At 59.0% G+C, this 18,157-nt stretch carries 16 protein-coding genes; 1 reads left to right on the top strand and 15 read right to left on the bottom strand.

What is annotated here, in order from left to right:
• Nucleotides 1-15: 15 nt before the first annotated feature.
• The 14 genes from ASG47_RS17575 to hisI all read right to left on the bottom strand — a co-directional run bounded on the left by ASG47_RS17575 (nt 16) and on the right by hisI (nt 16,913).
• A complete protein-coding gene (locus tag ASG47_RS17575) occupies nt 16-1,173 on the bottom strand; it encodes a lipid-A-disaccharide synthase (protein WP_061911433.1) in 1,158 nt (385 codons plus the stop codon).
• A complete protein-coding gene (gene lpxA / locus ASG47_RS17570) occupies nt 1,174-1,983 on the bottom strand; it encodes an acyl-ACP--UDP-N-acetylglucosamine O-acyltransferase (protein WP_061911431.1) in 810 nt (269 codons plus the stop codon).
• The gene (fabZ, locus tag ASG47_RS17565) at nt 1,980-2,453 is read right to left on the bottom strand and encodes a 3-hydroxyacyl-ACP dehydratase FabZ (protein WP_061911429.1); all 474 of its coding nucleotides are present in this window, start codon (nt 2,451-2,453) and stop codon (nt 1,980-1,982) included. Before fabZ ends, lpxA begins: the two co-directional genes overlap by 4 nt.
• Nucleotides 2,450-3,478 (bottom strand): UDP-3-O-(3-hydroxymyristoyl)glucosamine N-acyltransferase, encoded by a 1,029-nt coding sequence (lpxD, locus tag ASG47_RS17560; RefSeq protein ID WP_061911427.1) that lies wholly within the window; start codon nt 3,476-3,478, stop codon nt 2,450-2,452. Before lpxD ends, fabZ begins: the two co-directional genes overlap by 4 nt.
• 73 nt (nt 3,479-3,551) lie before the next feature.
• Complete coding sequence (bamA, locus tag ASG47_RS17555) at nt 3,552-5,675, bottom strand: outer membrane protein assembly factor BamA (RefSeq protein ID WP_061911425.1); 2,124 nt, start codon at nt 5,673-5,675, stop codon at nt 3,552-3,554.
• A 180-nt stretch (nt 5,676-5,855) separates the two neighbouring features.
• Nucleotides 5,856-6,992, bottom strand: a complete 1,137-nt coding sequence (gene rseP / locus ASG47_RS17550; RefSeq protein ID WP_244484018.1) for an RIP metalloprotease RseP — start codon at nt 6,990-6,992, stop codon at nt 5,856-5,858.
• 37 nt (nt 6,993-7,029) lie between these two features.
• On the bottom strand, nt 7,030-7,827 hold the full coding sequence (locus ASG47_RS17545; protein WP_061911421.1) for a phosphatidate cytidylyltransferase: 798 nt from the start codon (nt 7,825-7,827) through the stop codon (nt 7,030-7,032).
• A gap of 59 nt (nt 7,828-7,886) precedes the next feature.
• Nucleotides 7,887-8,648 (bottom strand): isoprenyl transferase, encoded by a 762-nt coding sequence (locus ASG47_RS17540; protein WP_061911419.1) that lies wholly within the window; start codon nt 8,646-8,648, stop codon nt 7,887-7,889.
• A 34-nt stretch (nt 8,649-8,682) separates the two neighbouring features.
• The gene (gene frr, locus ASG47_RS17535; RefSeq protein ID WP_061911417.1) at nt 8,683-9,237 is read right to left on the bottom strand and encodes a ribosome recycling factor; all 555 of its coding nucleotides are present in this window, start codon (nt 9,235-9,237) and stop codon (nt 8,683-8,685) included.
• Between the two features lie 88 nt (nt 9,238-9,325).
• Nucleotides 9,326-10,045: a UMP kinase gene (pyrH, locus tag ASG47_RS17530; RefSeq protein WP_061911416.1), complete on the bottom strand. Its 720-nt coding sequence runs from the start codon at nt 10,043-10,045 to the stop codon at nt 9,326-9,328.
• 177 nt (nt 10,046-10,222) lie between these two features.
• Nucleotides 10,223-11,152, bottom strand: a complete 930-nt coding sequence (gene tsf, locus ASG47_RS17525) for a translation elongation factor Ts (RefSeq protein ID WP_061911413.1) — start codon at nt 11,150-11,152, stop codon at nt 10,223-10,225.
• A 70-nt stretch (nt 11,153-11,222) separates the two neighbouring features.
• Complete coding sequence (rpsB, locus tag ASG47_RS17520; protein WP_061911412.1) at nt 11,223-11,993, bottom strand: 30S ribosomal protein S2; 771 nt, start codon at nt 11,991-11,993, stop codon at nt 11,223-11,225.
• Nucleotides 11,994-12,358: 365 nt separating this feature from the next.
• On the bottom strand, nt 12,359-15,814 hold the full coding sequence (gene dnaE, locus ASG47_RS17515; protein WP_061911410.1) for a DNA polymerase III subunit alpha: 3,456 nt from the start codon (nt 15,812-15,814) through the stop codon (nt 12,359-12,361).
• Between the two features lie 649 nt (nt 15,815-16,463).
• Entirely contained in the window at nt 16,464-16,913 is a 450-nt protein-coding gene (gene hisI, locus ASG47_RS17505; RefSeq protein ID WP_061911406.1) for a phosphoribosyl-AMP cyclohydrolase, read from the bottom strand.
• 109 nt (nt 16,914-17,022) lie between these two features.
• Between hisI and ASG47_RS17500 the strand changes: the two genes are divergently transcribed.
• Entirely contained in the window at nt 17,023-17,442 is a 420-nt protein-coding gene (locus ASG47_RS17500; RefSeq protein WP_061911404.1) for an EVE domain-containing protein, read from the top strand.
• Between the two features lie 25 nt (nt 17,443-17,467).
• On the opposite strand, the gene folE is transcribed toward ASG47_RS17500, so the two are convergent.
• Nucleotides 17,468-18,088 carry a GTP cyclohydrolase I FolE gene (gene folE / locus ASG47_RS17495; RefSeq protein ID WP_061911401.1) on the bottom strand — a complete coding sequence of 207 codons (621 nt, stop codon included), beginning with the start codon at nt 18,086-18,088 and terminating at the stop codon, nt 17,468-17,470.
• Nucleotides 18,089-18,157 lie beyond the last annotated feature (69 nt).

Here is an 18,157-nt window from a genome sequence, read left to right as displayed (position 1 = left end):
TTCAACGGGGCCTTTTCATTTCTGGGTCCAGTGGCTCAAGACACGTTCTGCTGGATTTACTCGTGGATCCTCCGGCGTTCCCTGCTCCATCACTGTCCGTATCCGAGCAAAACCATCCACCTGCTTGGGCGCAATGTCCGGTGCGTCCAGCAGTTGTCGGACGGCGGACGTAAGTGCCTCGCCATCGGGCTCCAGCTGTAGAATCTCCGGCACCAAAGCCTGGTCCAGAATGGCATTCGGGAGCGCGGCAAACTTCACTTTATATTTGAACCAGCGTTTGGCCTGCCCTTTGTCGGCGACATAAGTCGTGACCATCGGTACGCCAGCCAAAGCCAATTCCAGTGTGACGGTGCCAGTAACAGCGACTGCCGCAACTGCCTCTGCCATCGCTGACGCCTTCGGCCCTTCGCCTGTGATGACGTCCACCGGCACAGGCCAGTCGGAGACAAGCCGTTTGAGCGAAGCTTCCAGACGACGCGGCGTGGGAATCACGAAGCTTGTCACACGAGGATGCTTGGCGAGTGCGATCGCCGTTTCTTTCATCAAGGGCAAATGGCGTCGCAGCTCTCCGTCGCGGCTGCCGGGCAGCAAAAGTACCGGGCCCGTCGCTGGAATGTCCGTGCGAAATTTCAGTGCGTGCGTCGCGGGATGACCAATATAGTGCGTTTCCGGGCCACCGGCGGTGCGCATGAAGGCAGGCTCGAAGGGCAGCACCGCCATGACCTCGCGGAAACGCGGCTTTAGCTCCTGCGCCCGCTCAGGCTTCCAGGCCCACACTGCCGGCGCGACGCAGAGCAAGATTGGAATATCGGGAGCGGCTTTGTATACCTGCTTGGCCACAATCGCCGAGAAGACCTGAGCATCGACAAAGACAACGACGTCAGGACGTTGGCGAATGATGGTCTTTTCGACCTGACGTGCCCGCCACAAGAGCTTCGGCAATCTCGGAAGAACGTCGGCCCAGCCCATCACCGAGAGCTCGTTCATATCGAAGAGCGACTGAAGGCCTTCGTCAGCGAGAGCTTCTCCACCCACGCCTGTCAAGTTTACCGCTGTCGTCTCTCGCAAGCGCTGCACGAGATTGGCGGCAATTCTGTCGCCGGAAGGCTCACCAGCCAGGATGAACAGGTTCAACGGTTTCGACCGACTCGGCGTGCCGACGGGCGCGGACAATTATTCTTCTTCCGCTTCCGCACGCGGCAAGCAAAGCGGCCTATCTTTCACGGAGGCAATGAAAGAGACGACGTCCTGGACCAGCTTGGCATCCTTGAACATGCCAGCTGCGTCATCGACGCGCTCGCGCAAAGTGCCTTCGCTCGAGAAGATCATGCGGTAAGCCGCACGCAGTCGATGCAATTCTTCGCGGTCGAAACCAGCGCGCTTGAGGCCGACCAGATTAAGGCCGGCCAAACGCGCACGATTTCCAATGGCCATGCCATAGGGAATGACATCGCCATCGACCATGCTGTGGGCACCGACAAAAGCGTGGTCGCCGATGCGAACGAACTGATGAACACCGCACATGCCGCCGAAACGAACATTGTTGCCGATGACCGAATGGCCCGCGAGACCGACGTAATTGGCCAGCACAACATTGTTGCCGACGAGCACATCGTGGGCGACGTGCGAGCACGCCATGAGCAGGCAGTCGTCGCCGATCTTCGTCAGCATGCCGCCGCCTTCAGTGCCGGGATTGATCGTCACCGATTCCCGGATCGTGCAGCGCGCGCCGATTTCGACCCGCGACAGCTCGCCATGAAATTTCAGATCCTGCGGCTGATGGCCGACGGAGGCAAAGGGGAAAACTTTCGTGTCCGCACCGATGGTCGTACGGCCTTCGATCACGGCGTGCGAGATCAGTTCTACGCCATCGCCCAGAACGACATTTTCGCCCACGATGCTGTAAGGGCCGATTTTGACGCCGGCTCCCAACTGCGCCCCGCTGGCAACAATCGCTGTCGGGTGGACAACGGTGTCGCTCACGAGTTTGCCTCGGAGATCATCGCTGTGATCTCGGCTTCAGCCACAACCTTGCCGTTGACCTTCGCTTCGGCACGATAACGGCCGACGTTGCGGCGACGCTGGATCTTGCTGACATGGTATTCGAGGGTATCGCCGGGCCCCGCAGGATGACGGAAACGCGCCTTGTCGACGCCGAGCAGCATGACGATGCTCTTCTTATCATCGCGAGAATCGTGACGGATCGCAATCGCGCCGCAGACCTGCGCCATGCCCTCGATGATCAGCACCCCGGGGAAAATCGGACTACCGGGGAAATGCCCCTGGAAAGCAGGCTCGTTGACCGTGACGTTCTTGATACCGATAGCCGAGTCGTCGCCATCGATTTCGATGATCTTGTCGATCATCAGCATCGGATACCGATGAGGCAACGTGCTGAGGATATCCATGATGGTCATGGCGTCGAGTTCGGTATTGCTCACCGGTTCAATCATCCCCGCTTATCCCCCTTGGAAATTTTACGTAAAGCGGCCAACTCCCGCCAAAAGTCTTTTGCATCCTGGGCTGGCGCGCCGGCCAGTTTGGAGCCAGCGGGCCAATCCTTCGTCACAGCCGCGCGGCCATAAACGACGCTTCCCGCGCCAATGCGCAAGTGTCCGGAGGTGCCAACGCCACCACCGAGCAGCACACCATCCTCAACGACCGTCGAGCCCGACAGGCCGCTCATCGCAGCAATAAGGCAATTGCGCCCAATACGGCAGTTGTGGCCAATCTGAACTAGATTATCGATCTTGGTACCTTCACCGATGACTGTATCGCCCAGAGCGCCGCGATCAATGGTGCTATTGGCACCGATCTCGACGCGATCTTGGACGATGACACGGCCAAGCTGGGGAATCTTGCGATTGCCCTGACCATGATCGAGCCAGCCAAAGCCCTCAGTCCCGACACGAACGCCAGAATGCAGGACCACATCGTTGCCGAGGTGAGCGCAATCGATCGTGCAATTTGCAGCGATGACGCTGTTCCGGCCAATGGTTACGCCAGGACCAATCACCGTATTGGCGCCGATCACCGTGCCCCGGCCAATCTCGACACCATTCCCGACGACAACATTCGACCCTATGGTCACATCTCGTTCAAATATCGGCGCTCCAAGATCGTCACGACCGCCAGCGATGACCGAGCGAGTGCTCGATGGATAGAGACGATCCAGGATTTGCGCGAAGAGGATATGAGCCTTCGGCGTTACGATGACCTGAGTGTGCGAAGGAGCCTTTTCACGAAGAACCGGGTGAACGATGGCGAAGCCAGCCGACGTCCGCTCGAGCTCTTCGGTATAGGATGCATGTGCCGCGAGAACGAGCTCATCGGCCGCGGCAAGTTCAAGCTCGGAAACGCCACCAACGATACTGTTTGCGTTGGTCAGGTCGGCAGCAAGCTCGGGAAAACCCAGCTCTGTGAGCAATGCCCCAATAGCAACCGGGCCGGCAAAGCGGTGAAATCGTGTATCGACCATCAGATCACTTCAAAAGAAAAAGCCGCGGGAGTTACCGCCCCGCGGCTTGATGACTTCTTTCACGTTGCTCGGACTAGAGCAAGGTCTGAAGCGTGATCTGGAACACCTGCGTACGATCCGCAGTGGACTTGTTGAAAACGTGGGAAACGTCGCCACGAAGAGGACCAAACGGTGAGTCCCAAATGAGCGATGCACCAACCGAAGTCCGGAGCGGCGTATCTTGGCTTGCCGGATCAAGGGTACCAGTACCCTGCCCTGGCAGACCATCGATCCAGGCAGCGTCTGCCCAGAGCGCACCGGTCAGACCATAGCTTTCAGGCAGAGCCGGGATCGGGAATTCGATCTCCGCGGAAGCCGCGGCATACATGGTCGCGCCAAGATATTCGCCGGTTGTCAGACGAGGACCAACGCCACGGCCTTCGAAACCGCGGATGAGGTTTGGACCCGGCATGAAGGCTTCGACCGCATGGACCGAACCACCGTCCATGCTGTTGACCACGCCGGCCTGACCACGAACGCTGGCAATGATGCCGCTATCATCGAGCAGTGGCACGAAGTAACGGGCGCGAGCCTCGCTCTTCAGGAGGTTATGATCCCAGCCAATATACTGCTGGCTAAAGGTCGCATACAGGCCCTTGGTCGGATCCTTGGTGTCATCAAGGCCATTCCAGGTCAGCGTATAGCCGATGAATGCCTTGTTGAATTCCTGACCATTTTCGACGAGGGACGACTTGAACTGCGGATTGTCCTTCTCGTCAGTGATCGTTTTGCGTTCGTAACCACCATACAGCGACGCTGTGAGCGCGCTGGTGATCGGAACGCCGAAGCGAAGCTGACCGCCCGTCGACTGCGAACCGTAGAAGGTCGTCGTCGTTTCGTCGGAAATACGGTGATACGCATCGACGCCAGCCGACACCTTGAGACCCATGAAACGGGGCTCGGTGAAGGAGAAGTCGAACGTACGGCCAGACTGGGTCGCGCCGATTGCAGCACGCAGATACTGACCGCGACCAAGGAAGTTACGCTCGGTGAGCGAGACTTCGCCGAGGATACCGTCGCTGGTGGAATAGCCGGCGCTGGCGCCGTATTCGCCCGTCGAGGTTTCCGTAACGTTGATGTTGAGAACAACCTTATCCGGCGAAGAGCCAGGAGCCGTCGTCACTTCAACTGCGGAGAAGTAGCCGAGATCCTGGATGGCTTCGCGGCCACGCACAACCATGGAACGGTTGAACGGGTCGCCTTCACCAAATTCCAGTTCGCGACGAATAACGAAGTCGCGGGTCTTGGTGTTGCCGGTGATGTTGACGCGCTCGACATAGATGCGCGCGCCTTCATCGACGAGGTAGGTCACGTTGAAGGTGCCGGTGGCAACATCACGATCGAGACGAGCCCGGACGTCGGCGAAGGAGTAACCCTGGGTCGCCGCTTCGTAGGACATGTCCTCGATAGTCTTCTGCAGGTTCGTCGCAGAATACTGCGCACCCTGCCCCGTCTGCACAGACGAGCGAAGCACTTCGGTGTTCAGACCGTTGATGCTGGTTTCGATACCAATGTTGCCGAACTCGTAGCGCTGGCCTTCATTGATCGTGAAATTGATGAAGTACGCATTGCGCGCCGCTTCGTACTCAGCGACCGCATTGACCTGCGCATCGGGATAGCCACGATTTGCATAATACTGACGAACGCGCTCACGATCGACGGCAAGCTTGCGCTCGTCATACGTGTCGTCGCGGAGTAGCCAGCTCAGAATGCCGGTTTCCTTGGTCAACATGGCGCCCTTGAGGTTGCCGCTGCTGATCGCGTTGTTGCCGGTGAAGTTGATCGCAGCGATGCCCGCGCGCTCACCTTCATTGACCTGGAAGATAACACGGACGCGCCCATCGGCAGTCGCTTCAGTGCGGGACGTCACCGTCACACCAAGGAAACCATCGCGATCATAGGCCTGACGGATGCTTTCAACGTCGGCCGCAACGCGTTGCTGGGTGTAGATACCGGAGGCGGACACATCGACCATCGCCAGCAATTGGGTATCAGAGAAGCGACGATTGCCCTCGAACAACACCGAGCCGACCAACTGCTCCTGAGCCTGCGCAATGGCAACGCCCAGAACTGGCACCCCGGCTCCGACCATCGGGCTCGCGCCCATAATGGCGATCACCGAAACGGCGCCACGCATCAGCTTGGTGGGGTTAATCATATTGTTATTGCCTTCTGCGACCTGCCCGGAGAATCGTCAAACGCCGCTCCCCCAAGCCACTCCATTGAAGTGTTTTACTGTTTTTTTAACCACGGACAAGCGGGAAGCCGGGACGCGGTTAGCAATTCATTGGCGCGCTTGTATTCGTGCAACACCTTGCGAACCAAGGTTAACAAAGGGTTAGCGCAAAATCCCGAAATGGTCGAAGACCGTATCATTGAAGAGTGTAAAGACCATCAATGCCAGAACCAGCGCGAACCCAAAGCGGAAACCAATCTCCTGCACGCGCATGCTAAGAGGCCGTCCCCGAATTGCCTCGATCAGATAGTACATGAGATGCCCGCCGTCGAGCATGGGAATTGGCAAAAGATTGAATATACCAATGTTGAGTGAGAGGAGCGCCATGAGGTTGATCAGAGCGATCACCCCAAGGGTCGCGACTTCGCCCGACACTTTGGCCACCTTGACCGGGCCGCTGAGCTGCTGGACATCACCGCGCCCAACGAAGAAATCGCCCAAGAACGCGGCCGTGCGCTGCACGATGAACCGAATTTCCTCGACTGTCATGCCGATCGCTTCGACCGGTCCCGGCTTATAAAGCTCGATATCGCCTTGCGACGTTTCTCGACTAACCCCGATGCGGCCGATTCTCTGGTCGTTACCGAAGCGGTCCTGAATGACCACCGGCTCGGGCGTGAGGTCGATGGTTCGATTCGTATCGCCGCGCTGAATTTCGATGACCACTTGGCGAGCTGGACTCGTCGCAACGTAGCGCTGGAAATCCTCAAAGCCACGAACGACATAACCGTCTACCGACAGGATTCGATCTCCCGGCTCGAAACCGGCTGATTGCGCTACCGAGTCAGGCAAAACCTCGCCGATGACTGCCGGGACGCTATAGCGACCATAGCCAAGCAGCAGTGCATAAAGGATCAGGAAGGTCAGCAGCACATTCGCGATCGGACCCGCCGCAACGATGGAAATACGCTGCCAGACGTTTTTGTTGACGAACAGCCGCGGCGCGATCGCGGGGTCCTGCAATTCCGGTGCATCGGGATCGGGCATGCTGGAGGCATTCATATCGCCGGCGAAGCGGACGTAGCCGCCCAAGGGCACGGCCGAGAGCTTCCAGCGGGTTCCGTGTTTGTCGGTCCAGCCAAACAGCTCGCGGCCAAAGCCGATCGAGAAGGCCTGGATGGCGACACCATTCCAGCGCGCGACAAGGTAATGGCCCATTTCGTGGACGAAGACGATGACGGTTAGAACCGCGAGAAATGGAATGACGTAGGACAAGAGCCAAGTCACGGATTCGAACATCGTCATTCCTCAAAATGGGCCGACCGGCCCCTGGTTCTCACCAGTAAAGCAGACCTTGGGCTACCGCGCCAAATCCGCCATGTGCCGCACCCACGATTAAAACAAGCACAAGACCAAGCGTCAGGCTATCAAGCCGGTCCATCAGGCCACCGTGGCCTGGAATGATATCGCCGCTGTCCTTGATCCGGAAATGCCGCTTCACAGCGCTTTCGCAGAGATCGCCGAGCTGACCGACAATGCTGATGGCAATGGAAAGGAGAAGCCCGATCCACCAAGGCGAATCCGTGATCAGCGTCCAGACGATCAGGCCTGCGGCAGTTCCTAGGGCCAAGCCGCCAAGCGCACCAGACCAGGTTTTGGACGGAGAAATACCCGGCGCAAGCTTCTCGCCGCCGATCTGACGGCCAGTGAAGAAAGCCGCCGAGTCAGTCATCCACACCACGGTCCCTAGATAAACCCCCGCCCAGATGCCATCCATTGTGGCCCCGCGCATGAGGACCGCGGATAAAATCAGCAAGCTAAATAGCGCAAGACCACCGATGCGCCAGCTTGCGAGTTCTCGGCCCATAAAAACTGCAACGACGCAGGCAATCGCAATAGTGGCCACAAGACCGATGATGCCAAGCCAGGGGAAAACCAGACCGGAAAGCCCGACGAGACCAATAAGCGCAAAGCCGCCGGGCGTGAGCGGAGCGCGGGACACCATGGTTTCCCATTCCCGATAAACGCCCGCATAGACCGCACCGACAACGCCAGAAAAGAAATAGCTGCCGAGATAAAGCGCGGTCACCGTCAGCAGGATCAGAACCGCAGCAGAAGCCAGACGAGGTCCCACATCAGCCCAATTGCGGCTTGGGCGTGATGTCTGCTGTGGTGACGGCTCTTGAGGCTCCATCAGCTCCCGCCTGCCCCTAGGCCGCCATAACGACGGTCACGCATGGCATAGGTTTCGAGGACGCGCACAAAGCTCGTCTCATCGAAATCGGGCCAGTTTTCAGGAACGAATACCAATTCCGAGTAGGCCGACTGCCAAAGAAGGAAATTGGATAGACGCTGCTCGCCACTGGTCCTGATAATGATGTCAGGATCGGGGATTTCACGCGTGTAGAGGGCGCGAGAAATGGTCTCCTCGTCGATGCTGGCCGGATCAATCTTGCCGGCGACGGCATCGGCGACCAACGAGCGTACGGCATCCGTGATCTCAGCGCGGGCGCCATAGTTGAACGCGACCACCAGGACGAGGCCGGTATTGTTCGCGGTTTTGGCTTCAACCTCGTCTATCAAACGGATCAACGAGGGCTCGAGCCCTTTGCGCGCGCCAATGATCTTTATGCGGACATTATTGCGGATCAGGCGCTGCAGATCCGACACTACGAACCGGCGCAGAAGGCCAAAAATGAAGGAGACTTCGTCAGCCGGCCGGGCCCAGTTTTCAGATGAAAAGCTGAAGACCGTCAGATAACTGACGCCGAACTTGATGCAATATTCGACGACATTGCGGAGCGATTGAACGCCCTGCACATGACCCTCGGTGCGCCGCTTTCCCTTGGCCTTGGCCCAACGGCCATTGCCATCCATGATAACGCCCAGATGGACTGGAATGCGCAAGCCCGGCCCTGGGGCCGGGTCAATTTTCGCAGCGTTCTCGCTTGCCATAAACGCCCCTCCCGGTGGCGCCTACACGCAGATCTTAGACCTGCATGATTTCCTGTTCTTTGGACGCGACGATCACGTCGATTTCCTTGACGGCATCGTCAGTCGCCTTCTGGACCAGATCCGACTGCTTCTTAGCATCGTCCTGGCTCATGTCGCTGTCCTTCTCCGCCTTTTTCAAGGCGTCCATGCCATCGCGACGAATGTGGCGCACGGCGACGCGGGCCTGTTCGGCATAAGTGTGTGCGACCTTTGCAAGTTCCTTACGCCGCTGTTCGTTCAATTCTGGCAATGGAACGCGGATAACCTGGCCCTCACCCATCGGGTTGAGGCCAAGACCGCTGTCACGAATGGCCTTTTCGACGGCGTTGGCGAGACCACGATCCCAAACCTGAACCGACAGCATGCGCGGCTCGGGAACGGTCACGGTCGCGACCTGATTGAGCGGCGTACGCGAGCCATAGGCATCAACGGTGACGGGCTCGAGCAAGCTGGCGCTGGCGCGACCGGTACGCAGGCCGGACAGTTCGTCCTTGAGCGAGGCGATCGACTTCTGCATACGGTTCTTGATGTCGTTGAGATCATAGGCCATGGCCGAGGTCCTTCCAGTCATTGGCGCAGCCAGCTTGGGCGCGCTTCTTTTAATTTCAAAACACCTGAAGGTGCCAGACGGCCCTGCCCTAAGCCGCGCCGCCAACGCGCGTGGAAAGGCCTTCGCCCTTGAGTACGCCGGAGAGGCCCGCCGCATCATCGAGGGAATATACAATAATCGGCATCTGGCTGTCGCGGGCAAGCGCAAATGCAGCCGTGTCCATGACTTTCAGGTTCCGCGAAATGACTTCGTCATAGCTGATATGGGAATACCGGACCGCGTCAGGGTTCTTTTTCGGGTCATCGGAATAGACGCCATCGACCTTTGTGCCCTTGAGCACAACGTCGCATTCAAGCTCGATGGCACGCAGAGTGGCGGCGGTATCTGTGGTGAAGAACGGGTTGCCCGTGCCGCCGCCAAGGACGACGACGAAACCCTCTTCCAGTGCCTGCTTGGCATCACGTGCGGTGAAAGTGTCGGCAACCGATGGCATGGTCGCGGCGCTGAATGGTTTGGATTTGACGCCTTGACGCGAAATGGCGTTCGAGAGCGCCAGAGCGTTGATCATGGTTCCAAGCATGCCCATGAGATCGGCCGTCACGCGATCGGTGCCGTCGGCAGCGCCGGCCATGCCACGGAAAATGTTACCGCCGCCGACGACGATGGCGACCTGGGTTCCGGCTTGTGCGACCTGGGCAATCTGACGGGCAACGGCCTGGAGAAATGGCGGTTCGATGCCGAAGGAGTTGTCCCCCGCCAGCGCCTCGCCCGACACTTTGAGCAGAATGCGCTTATAAGCCGACGCCATGGGAGACCTCACGTTAAAGAGCTGCGGGCTCGCGATTCCGCAAGGCCCATGAGACACTAGGGCATAATTGCCGCAAGCTGAAGGCCGAGCCACGCAGGAAGTAAATGCAAAACTTACGGAGCTCGATCCGCATCATCGGAGAGCGAAGGACGGGCCATTGCTGGCCCGTCCAAATCATCAGGCCTTTACGCCTGCGGTCGCTGCAACTTCGGCAGCAAAGTCGGTCTCGACCTTCTCAATGCCTTCGCCAAGAGCGTAGCGCACGAACTTGGTCAGCTTGATGGGCGCACCAGCGTCCTTCTCGGCATTCTTGATCGCGTCGGCAACCTTGGTCTCGCCGTCGATCACGAAGGTCTGCGCGAGGAGCGTGACTTCTTCGTAGTACTTGCGGAGACGGCCATCGACCATCTTCTCGGCGATGTCGGCGGGCTTGCCCGATTCCTTGACCTGCTCAAGAATGATGGCGCGTTCGCGAGCCACAACGTCCTGATCCAGTTCGCTTGCATCGATTGCCAGCGGATTGGTCGCTGCGATGTGCATGGCAAGCTGCTTGCCCAGAGCCGACAGAGCAGCCTTGTCGCCGGTCGATTCGAGAGCGACCAGAATGCCGATCTTGCCCAGGCCAGCCTTGACGGCGTTGTGGACATAGCTTTCCACCACGCCATCGGTAACCGAAACGGTCACAGTGCGACGCAGGTTCATGTTTTCGCCGATCTTGGCGATCGCTTCGGTCAGCTCTGCCTTGACCGAGTGACCAGCGCCAGGGAACGGCATTTCGCCGAGCTTGGCGACATCGCCGTCAGCGTCGAGAGCGAGCTTGGCAATCGAGCCAACGATGTTCTGGAACTGCTCGTTGCGGGCAACGAAGTCGGTTTCCGAGTTGACTTCGACGACGGCAGCCTTGGTGCCGGAGGTCGCAACGCCAACCAGACCTTCGGCAGCGACGCGATCAGCCTTCTTGGCAGCCTTGGCAAGGCCACGGGTGCGCAGCCAATCGACGGCAGCTTCCATGTCGCCATTGGTTTCGGCCAGGGCCTTCTTGCAGTCCATCATCCCGACGCCGGTCGAGTCGCGGAGCTGCTTAACCAGTGCAGCAGTGATTTCCATGGGTTCACCTTTCGGCGGCCCCAGACCGGGGCCGCATAGTTTCGTTCAAACGATTCCGGACATACCGGACTTAGTTGACAGCTGCGCCTTCGGCCGGAAGATCTTCTGCCGGAGCTTCCGAGGAAGCGCCAAGATCAGCACCGAGCGAGCTGGACGAACGGCCGATACCGTCGAGGGCAGCGCGCGAGATCAGCGAAACATACAGTTCGAGAGCGCGGCTGGCGTCGTCATTGCCCGGGATCGCATAGTCAACGATATCCGGATCGCAATTGGTGTCGACGATGGCGACGACTGGGATACCCAGACGACGGGCTTCCTTGATCGCGTTGGCTTCCTTGTTGGTGTCGATCACGAACAGGAGCGAGGGAACATTGCCCATGTCCTTGATGCCGCCGAGGTCGCGCTCAAGACGCTCCTGCTCGCGGGACATCATCAGGCGCTCTTTCTTGGTACGGAGAGCCAGATCGTCTTCGCTCATCGATTCCAGTTCGCGCAGACGCGAGATGGAGTTCGAGATCGTCTGCCAGTTGGTCAGCGTGCCGCCGAGCCAACGCGAATTGACGTAGTACTGAGCAGACTGCTTGGCAGCTTCAGCAACGAGGGGAGCCGCCTGGCGTTTGGTGCCGACGAAGAGCACACGGCCGCCATCGGCAACGGTGTCGGAAACGAGCTGCAGCGCGCGGCTGAGGGCCGGCACGGTCTGCGACAGGTCGAGAATGTGGATGTCGTTGCGAACGCCGAAAATGAAGCGTTCCATCTTCGGGTTCCAGCGGTGCTTCTGGTGGCCGAAGTGAACGCCGGCTTCGAGAAGCTGGCGCATGGAGAATTCTGGCAGAGCCATGTGATATATCCTTTACCGGTTAATACCTCCACGAAGCGAGTGCGACGGTTGCCCGCCACCGGATGGCGTTCCCTATGAGGAAGGCCTGCTTCGTGTGTGAGATCGCGCCTGGCAAACCGCCGGACGCGTGGGCGATATAAGCGAACTCGCCCCTGAGCGCAACCCGCCTCGCCTTCCGAGACGACGAACACTCACATGATCGTCAGCGAACCATCGTTCGGCTCGGTTGTTAACCAATCATAGACCCGCGCGTCGACGTGGGGACAAGGGTGAAAGCCCCGAGTGGAGGAGGATGAGTTCAGGCTCGCCTCCTCCGCGTTTATTCGTCACTCGGCATTCGTCTAATCTGCCGAGCACACATCGCGCTAATTGAACCGCACGTCCGTTATGCCTTCGAGCGCCTTGATGCCGCCGGCGACTTCAGCGTTGACGGCGTATTTTCCGGGGAGCTCGATTTCGTATTCCTTGGCGCCGGCGTCGCGAATGACGACGAGGCTTACGGTGCCGTTACCGCCGCGTTTGAGCTGGGCGCCGACAGATGGAAGCGCCTTGGCATCTGCGGCAAAAATGGTGAGCTGACGATCAATGCTTTCGGCCGCGCCTTCGATGGGTTTTGCTCCATTGAGCATAAGGCTGATGCCTTCGGCGCGCTCCTGGGCGCCAACTTCAAGGATAACCGAATGGCCCGGCTGAAGAATCGCTCCGAATTGACTGATCTGTTCGGAAAAGGCGATGCACTCGAAAGTACCGCTCTGATCCGACAAAGTCAGGATCATCATCGGCGTGCCTTTACGCGTTCGCCTGTCGTTACGCGATGAGATGGTACCGGCAAGGCGTCCAGCGGAAGCACCATCTTTTACGGCGCGCTCGAAATCGCCCCAGCGTTGAACTCGCAGCCGTTCGAAAAGATCGGCATAGGCATCGAGCGGATGGGCCGAGAGATGAAAGCCGATGGCCGATAGCTCGCGATCGGCGCGCTCGGTGGACGTCCAGGCAGGCACGCCTGTCGGCAACCGGAATGTTTCGGGTTCGCTCGAGGCGAACATATTCCATTGGCCTTCATTGCGCTCGGAAGTCAGCGCCTGGGCAGTCCCCATGATCTGCTCGATAGCAGCAAAGGCGATCTCGCGACGCGGCGCGAGCCCGTCGAAAGCCCCTGCGCTGACGAGCGTTTCGAGTGTGCGCTTGTTGATCGCCTTGGGATCGACGCGGCGGGCGAAGTCTCCGAGATCCTTGAACGGATTGTCGCCGCGGACCTCGACGATATGCTCGGCGACCGCGCGACCGACACCTTTGACGGCCGAGAGGCCATAATGAATGCGATCGTCCTTCACCGAGAAGACGACTTCTGACGCGTTGACGCAGGGGGCGACGACTTCGATCTTCTTCTTACCAGCCTCGCGGCGGAAGTCGGAGAGTTTGTCTGTCTGGGCCATATCGAGCGTCATCGAAGCCGCATAGAATTCATGCGGATAATGCTGCTTGAGATAGGCGGTCTGGTAGGACACCCAGGCATAGGCGGCGGCGTGGCTTTTATTAAAGCCATAGTTGGCGAACTTTGCCAGCAGATCGAAAATCTGGTCGGCCAAAGCTTCGCCGACGCCTTGCGGGCCGGACCCCTCGCGGAAGCGAATCCGCTGGTTATCCATCTCTGCCTTGATCTTCTTGCCCATGGCGCGGCGAAGCATGTCGGCTTCGCCCAGGGAGTAGCCCGACAGGAGCTGGGCGATCTGCATCACCTGTTCCTGATAGACGATGATCCCATAGGTCTCGTCGAGCACTTCGCTGATCTTGGGATGAGGATAAGCCACCTCTTCCCTGCCGTGCTTACGGTCGATGAAGCTTGGGATATTGTCCATCGGACCCGGCCGATAGAGCGCGTTCATGGCGATGAGATCTTCGATGCGGTCGGGCTTGAGATCCATCAAGGCGCGCCGCATGCCGCCACTTTCAAACTGGAAGATGCCGTAGGTGTCCCCACGGGCATAGAGATTGTAGGTTTCGGCATCGTCGATCGGGATCGCGTCGATATCGAGATCGACGCCGCGCTTGCGGACCATTTCGACAGCGTATTGGATCGTGGTCAGGGTCTTGAGACCCAGGAAGTCGAACTTGACCAGACCCGCCGGCTCAACCCACTTCATATTATATTGCGTCACCGGCATATCGGAACGCGGATCGCGATAAAGTGGGACGATGTCTTGTAGCGGCCGATCACCGATCACGATACCGGCGGCGTGAGTCGAGGCGTGCCGATAAAGACCTTCGAGCGATTTCGCGATTTCGACGAGCTGGCCGACGGCCTCGTCTTCCTCAGCCATCTGCTTGAACTGCGGCACCTCGTTCATGGTGCGCTCGACGGTCCAGGGATCGGCAGGATTGGCCGGCACCATTTTGCAGATGCGATCCACCTGGCCATAGGGCATCTGCAGAACGCGACCGACGTCGCGCAGCACTGCACGTGCCTGGAGCGAACCGAAGGTGATGATCTGGGCGACCTGTTCGACGCCATATTTCTTCTGCACGTATTCGATGACTTCCTCGCGCCGGTCCTGGCAGAAGTCGATATCGAAGTCGGGCATCGAAACGCGTTCGGGATTGAGGAAGCGTTCGAAGAGAAGATTGTAGCGCAACGGATCGAGGTCGGTGATCGTCGTCGCATAAGCGACGAGCGAACCGGCACCGGAACCACGGCCCGGACCGACCGGAATGCCCTGCGCCTTGGCCCATTGGATGAAGTCGGCCACGATGAGGAAGTAGCCGGGGAATTTCATCTTCTCGATGACGTTCAGCTCGAAATCGAGTCGATCGCGATACTCCTCCTCGGTCTTGCCGGGTCCGGGACCGTGCGCGGCAAGACGTTTGTCGAGGCCGGTGATCGCCATGTCGCGCAAGGCATTGGCTTCTGCGGCGACGACTTCATCTTCGGTCGCATGCGATCCGGCAGCGAATTTTGGGAGAATCGGTCCACGGGTGCGCGGCCGATAGGCGATGCGCTTGGCAATCTCGATGGTTGAATCGACCGCCTCGGGGAGATCCGAGAACAGCTCGATCATCTCCGCGCGGGTCTTGAAGTAATATTGGTCGTTGAGCTTGCGACGTTCGGTCTGGGCAAGGACTGAGCTGCCAGCAATGGCGAGAAGCGCGTCATGCGCTTCGTATTCTTTGGCGGTCTTGAAGAATGGCTCGTTGGTTGCGACGAGCGGAATGCCCTTGCGATAGGCATAGTCGACAAGACGCGGCTCGACATTGGCCTCTTGCGCCCGGCCGTGGCGCTGCAATTCGATATAGAGACGATCGCCGAACAGATCGGCGAGACGATCGAGCCGGCGCAGTGCATTTGCGTCCTGGCCATGAGCGAAGGGCATGTCGATGGCGCCTTCGGGGCCACCGGTCAGGCAGATCATGCCAGTGAGCGATTCTTGGGTCAGCCAGTCGAGCTTGGCGCGGGCCAAACCATTTTCGCCCTGCATATAGGCGCGCGAAACGAGGCGGGAGAGATTGGCAAAGCCCTCTTCGGACTGAGCCATCATCACGACGCTGGATTTGCCAGTCCAGGCAACATGTCCACGCTCACTGATGCGCTCTTCGGCGGCAGCAAAATCGATGGCCAACTCGACGCCGATCAGCGGCTGGATTCCCTTTTTCGTCGCCTTCTCGGAAAATTCGAGGGCGCCGAAAAGATTGGCCGTATCAGCCAGACCGAGCGCCGGCTGATTGTCGGCCGCTGCAAGTTTGAGAATCGCCTCAAGCTGGACTGCTCCTTCGAGGAGCGAGAAAGCCGAGTGAACGTGTAGGTGGATAAAGCCGGGGCCGCGCATATTGGTCTCCTCAGAAAAGTCTGAGCCAATGGACGGCCGAGGTCAAATCACCCTGCCCCCAATCCACAGGCATCAGCCCAGATGCGTCAGCAGGTCCATCCAGGTCAGCGACCCGATGGTGAAGGCTCCGAGGGTCACGAAGGCGGCGAAGTCCTTGAGGAAATCAATCATCTCTAGCTCCCGTGTTGCTATAATGTTCTTATATGTTCGGTTTTCGTTCCGGTCTAGTGAGATGATCGGGGAAAGCGGGGACAGGGTTAACGCGTTAGGGATTCGTTAGAGGTAGCTCGGCGGGACGCGAGATGCATCCGCTGGAATCAGCGCACGACAAAGCGCCGGCCAGCCTGTGGCTTCCGGATGGGTGGACGGACCTCGGAGCGGCATTCGCCTCGAAGGGTTTTAGTAGAGTGAAGCAGATGCCGCTCCGAGGCGCCATTTTTTCGGATAGGCACAGGACGCCGATCGATCGCTCGTCGAAAGGCGTTCAGCACCCAAACGCACGACTGGAGACGATCCATCGCGATTGGCCCTCCCGCTACTGTCGTCTGCAGACCGTCCTTGCGGGATTGGAGGGACAGGATAAGCGAAAGAAAATGGCCGGGGATAAACGGGATAAGTGCGGATCTGGAGACCCGCAGCGCGCTTTCGGCTAATTGCTGTAGACTGTCGTGGGATCAAAAAGCCTCGGCAGTCCCGTATCTATAAGGCTCACCGTATCGCCCGATGTCTCAATCTGACGATAAAAGCAGCTCTTGCGGCCTGTGTGGCAAGCGGCGCCCCGGCCGGTTTGGCGGACGGTCATGACGAGGCAATCCTGATCGCAGTCGGTGCGGAGGTCCACGACCTCCTGCAACTCGCCTGAGGTTTCGCCCTTCTTCCAGATCGATTGGCGCGACCGCGACCAATAGTGGGCGATGCCGGTCTCAAGAGTGAGGCCGAGTGTCTCGGCGTTCATATGGGCGACCATGAGGACGTCCTTCGAGCCGTCTTCTACGGTGACGACCGTGATCAGCCCATGGGCGTCGAAGCGCGGGACGAAGGTCGAACCCTCTTCCAACTCATCATGGGTCAGCGTCTTTGGATCGGCAAAGGAGATCATTCAGGTCACCCGATATGTTGTGCGAGGCTCTAGCGCGCATCCAATTCGATTACCACTGCCGAAAACTGGCAGTTCGGCAGTCTAGTGTTTTGGCGAATGGAGATCGATCATGACGAAATACTGGATCGCAGTGGCTTCGGCCGAACATGCGCGGCGCGGCAAAGCCGGGTTCATGCAGGTCAACCACGGGAAGAAGACGCCACTGCAGCGGATCCGTGCCGGAGATGGCGTGACCTACTACTCGCCCGCTGAAACTATCCGCGGCAAGGATCGCCTGCAGAGTTTTACGACCATCGGCAGGGTACGGGACGAGGAGCTCTATCAGGGCGAGATGGGCGGCGACTTCACGCCCTGGCGGCGTAATGTCGATTATGCGGATGCTATCGAAGCGCCGATCGCGCCTTTGCTGGACACGCTTGATTTCACGCGTGGCAACCGCAACTGGGGTTACCAGATGCGGCTGGTATTGTTCGAGATTTCGGAGCACGATTTCCGCGCCATCGCCGAAGCGATGCACGCGGACGTTTGAGTGGGAGGTTAGCCCTGTTGGCGGATCAGCGGCTGATCATGGCGAAGAAGCGGTCCTGCTCGATGCGATCTTCGGCGAAAACACCGGTGAAGCGATGGGTGATCGTCTTGACGTCGTGAGCCCGGACGCCGCGCATGGTCATGCACATATGCTCGGCTTCGAGCATGACGGCGGCGCCGCGCGGACCAAGATTTTCGTTGATCGCGTCGATGATCTGCGCCGTCATCGTCTCTTGCGTCTGGAGGCGACGCGCGAACACTTCCACGAGACGTGCGAGCTTGGAGAGGCCAACGACGCCATCATGGGGCAGATAAGCGATGTGCGCCTTGCCGTAGAACGGCACCATGTGGTGCTCGCAATGGGCGTAGAACGGAATATCGCGCACGAAGACGATATCATCGTAACCGCCTACTTCACGGAACGTCTTCGCAAGGACGGCCTTGGGATCCTGTCCATAGCCGCCAAAAAGCTCGCCATAAGCCTTGGCAACACGCGCTGGCGTCTCAAGCAGACCTTCGCGAGTCGGGTCATCGCCAGCCCAGGCGATCAGGGTGCGCACTGCCGCTTCGGCTTCTTCGCGCGTCGGTCGCGGGAGTGCCGTCGAAGAGGTGGGTGCTGGGAAAACAGGATTGACGGACGCGTCCACGGAATGACTCCTAACTGGCAATCGCCCTGATTACGCTGGCGCCGGGCAGTTGGACCACACGGGCATATG

Source organism: Devosia sp. Leaf420 (assembly GCF_001425445.1).
In the GTDB taxonomy this organism is placed as follows: Bacteria; Pseudomonadota; Alphaproteobacteria; order Rhizobiales; family Devosiaceae; genus Devosia.
This window is presented reverse-complemented; position numbering and strand designations above follow the sequence as displayed.

Coding starts and splice junctions, on each gene's coding strand:
- fabZ (WP_061911429.1), bottom strand. CDS start 2,453: ATGATTGAACCGGTGAGCAATACCGAACTCGACGCCATGACCATCATG.
- lpxD (WP_061911427.1), bottom strand. CDS start 3,478: ATGGTCGATACACGATTTCACCGCTTTGCCGGCCCGGTTGCTATTGGG.
- bamA (WP_061911425.1), bottom strand. CDS start 5,675: ATGATTAACCCCACCAAGCTGATGCGTGGCGCCGTTTCGGTGATCGCC.
- rseP (WP_244484018.1), bottom strand. CDS start 6,992: ATGTTCGAATCCGTGACTTGGCTCTTGTCCTACGTCATTCCATTTCTC.
- ASG47_RS17540 (WP_061911419.1), bottom strand. CDS start 8,648: ATGGCAAGCGAGAACGCTGCGAAAATTGACCCGGCCCCAGGGCCGGGC.
- frr (WP_061911417.1), bottom strand. CDS start 9,237: ATGGCCTATGATCTCAACGACATCAAGAACCGTATGCAGAAGTCGATC.
- pyrH (WP_061911416.1), bottom strand. CDS start 10,045: ATGGCGTCGGCTTATAAGCGCATTCTGCTCAAAGTGTCGGGCGAGGCG.
- tsf (WP_061911413.1), bottom strand. CDS start 11,152: ATGGAAATCACTGCTGCACTGGTTAAGCAGCTCCGCGACTCGACCGGC.
- rpsB (WP_061911412.1), bottom strand. CDS start 11,993: ATGGCTCTGCCAGAATTCTCCATGCGCCAGCTTCTCGAAGCCGGCGTT.
- dnaE (WP_061911410.1), bottom strand. CDS start 15,814: ATGCGCGGCCCCGGCTTTATCCACCTACACGTTCACTCGGCTTTCTCG.
- hisI (WP_061911406.1), bottom strand. CDS start 16,913: ATGATCTCCTTTGCCGATCCAAAGACGCTGACCCATGATGAGTTGGAA.
- ASG47_RS17500 (WP_061911404.1), top strand. CDS start 17,023: ATGACGAAATACTGGATCGCAGTGGCTTCGGCCGAACATGCGCGGCGC.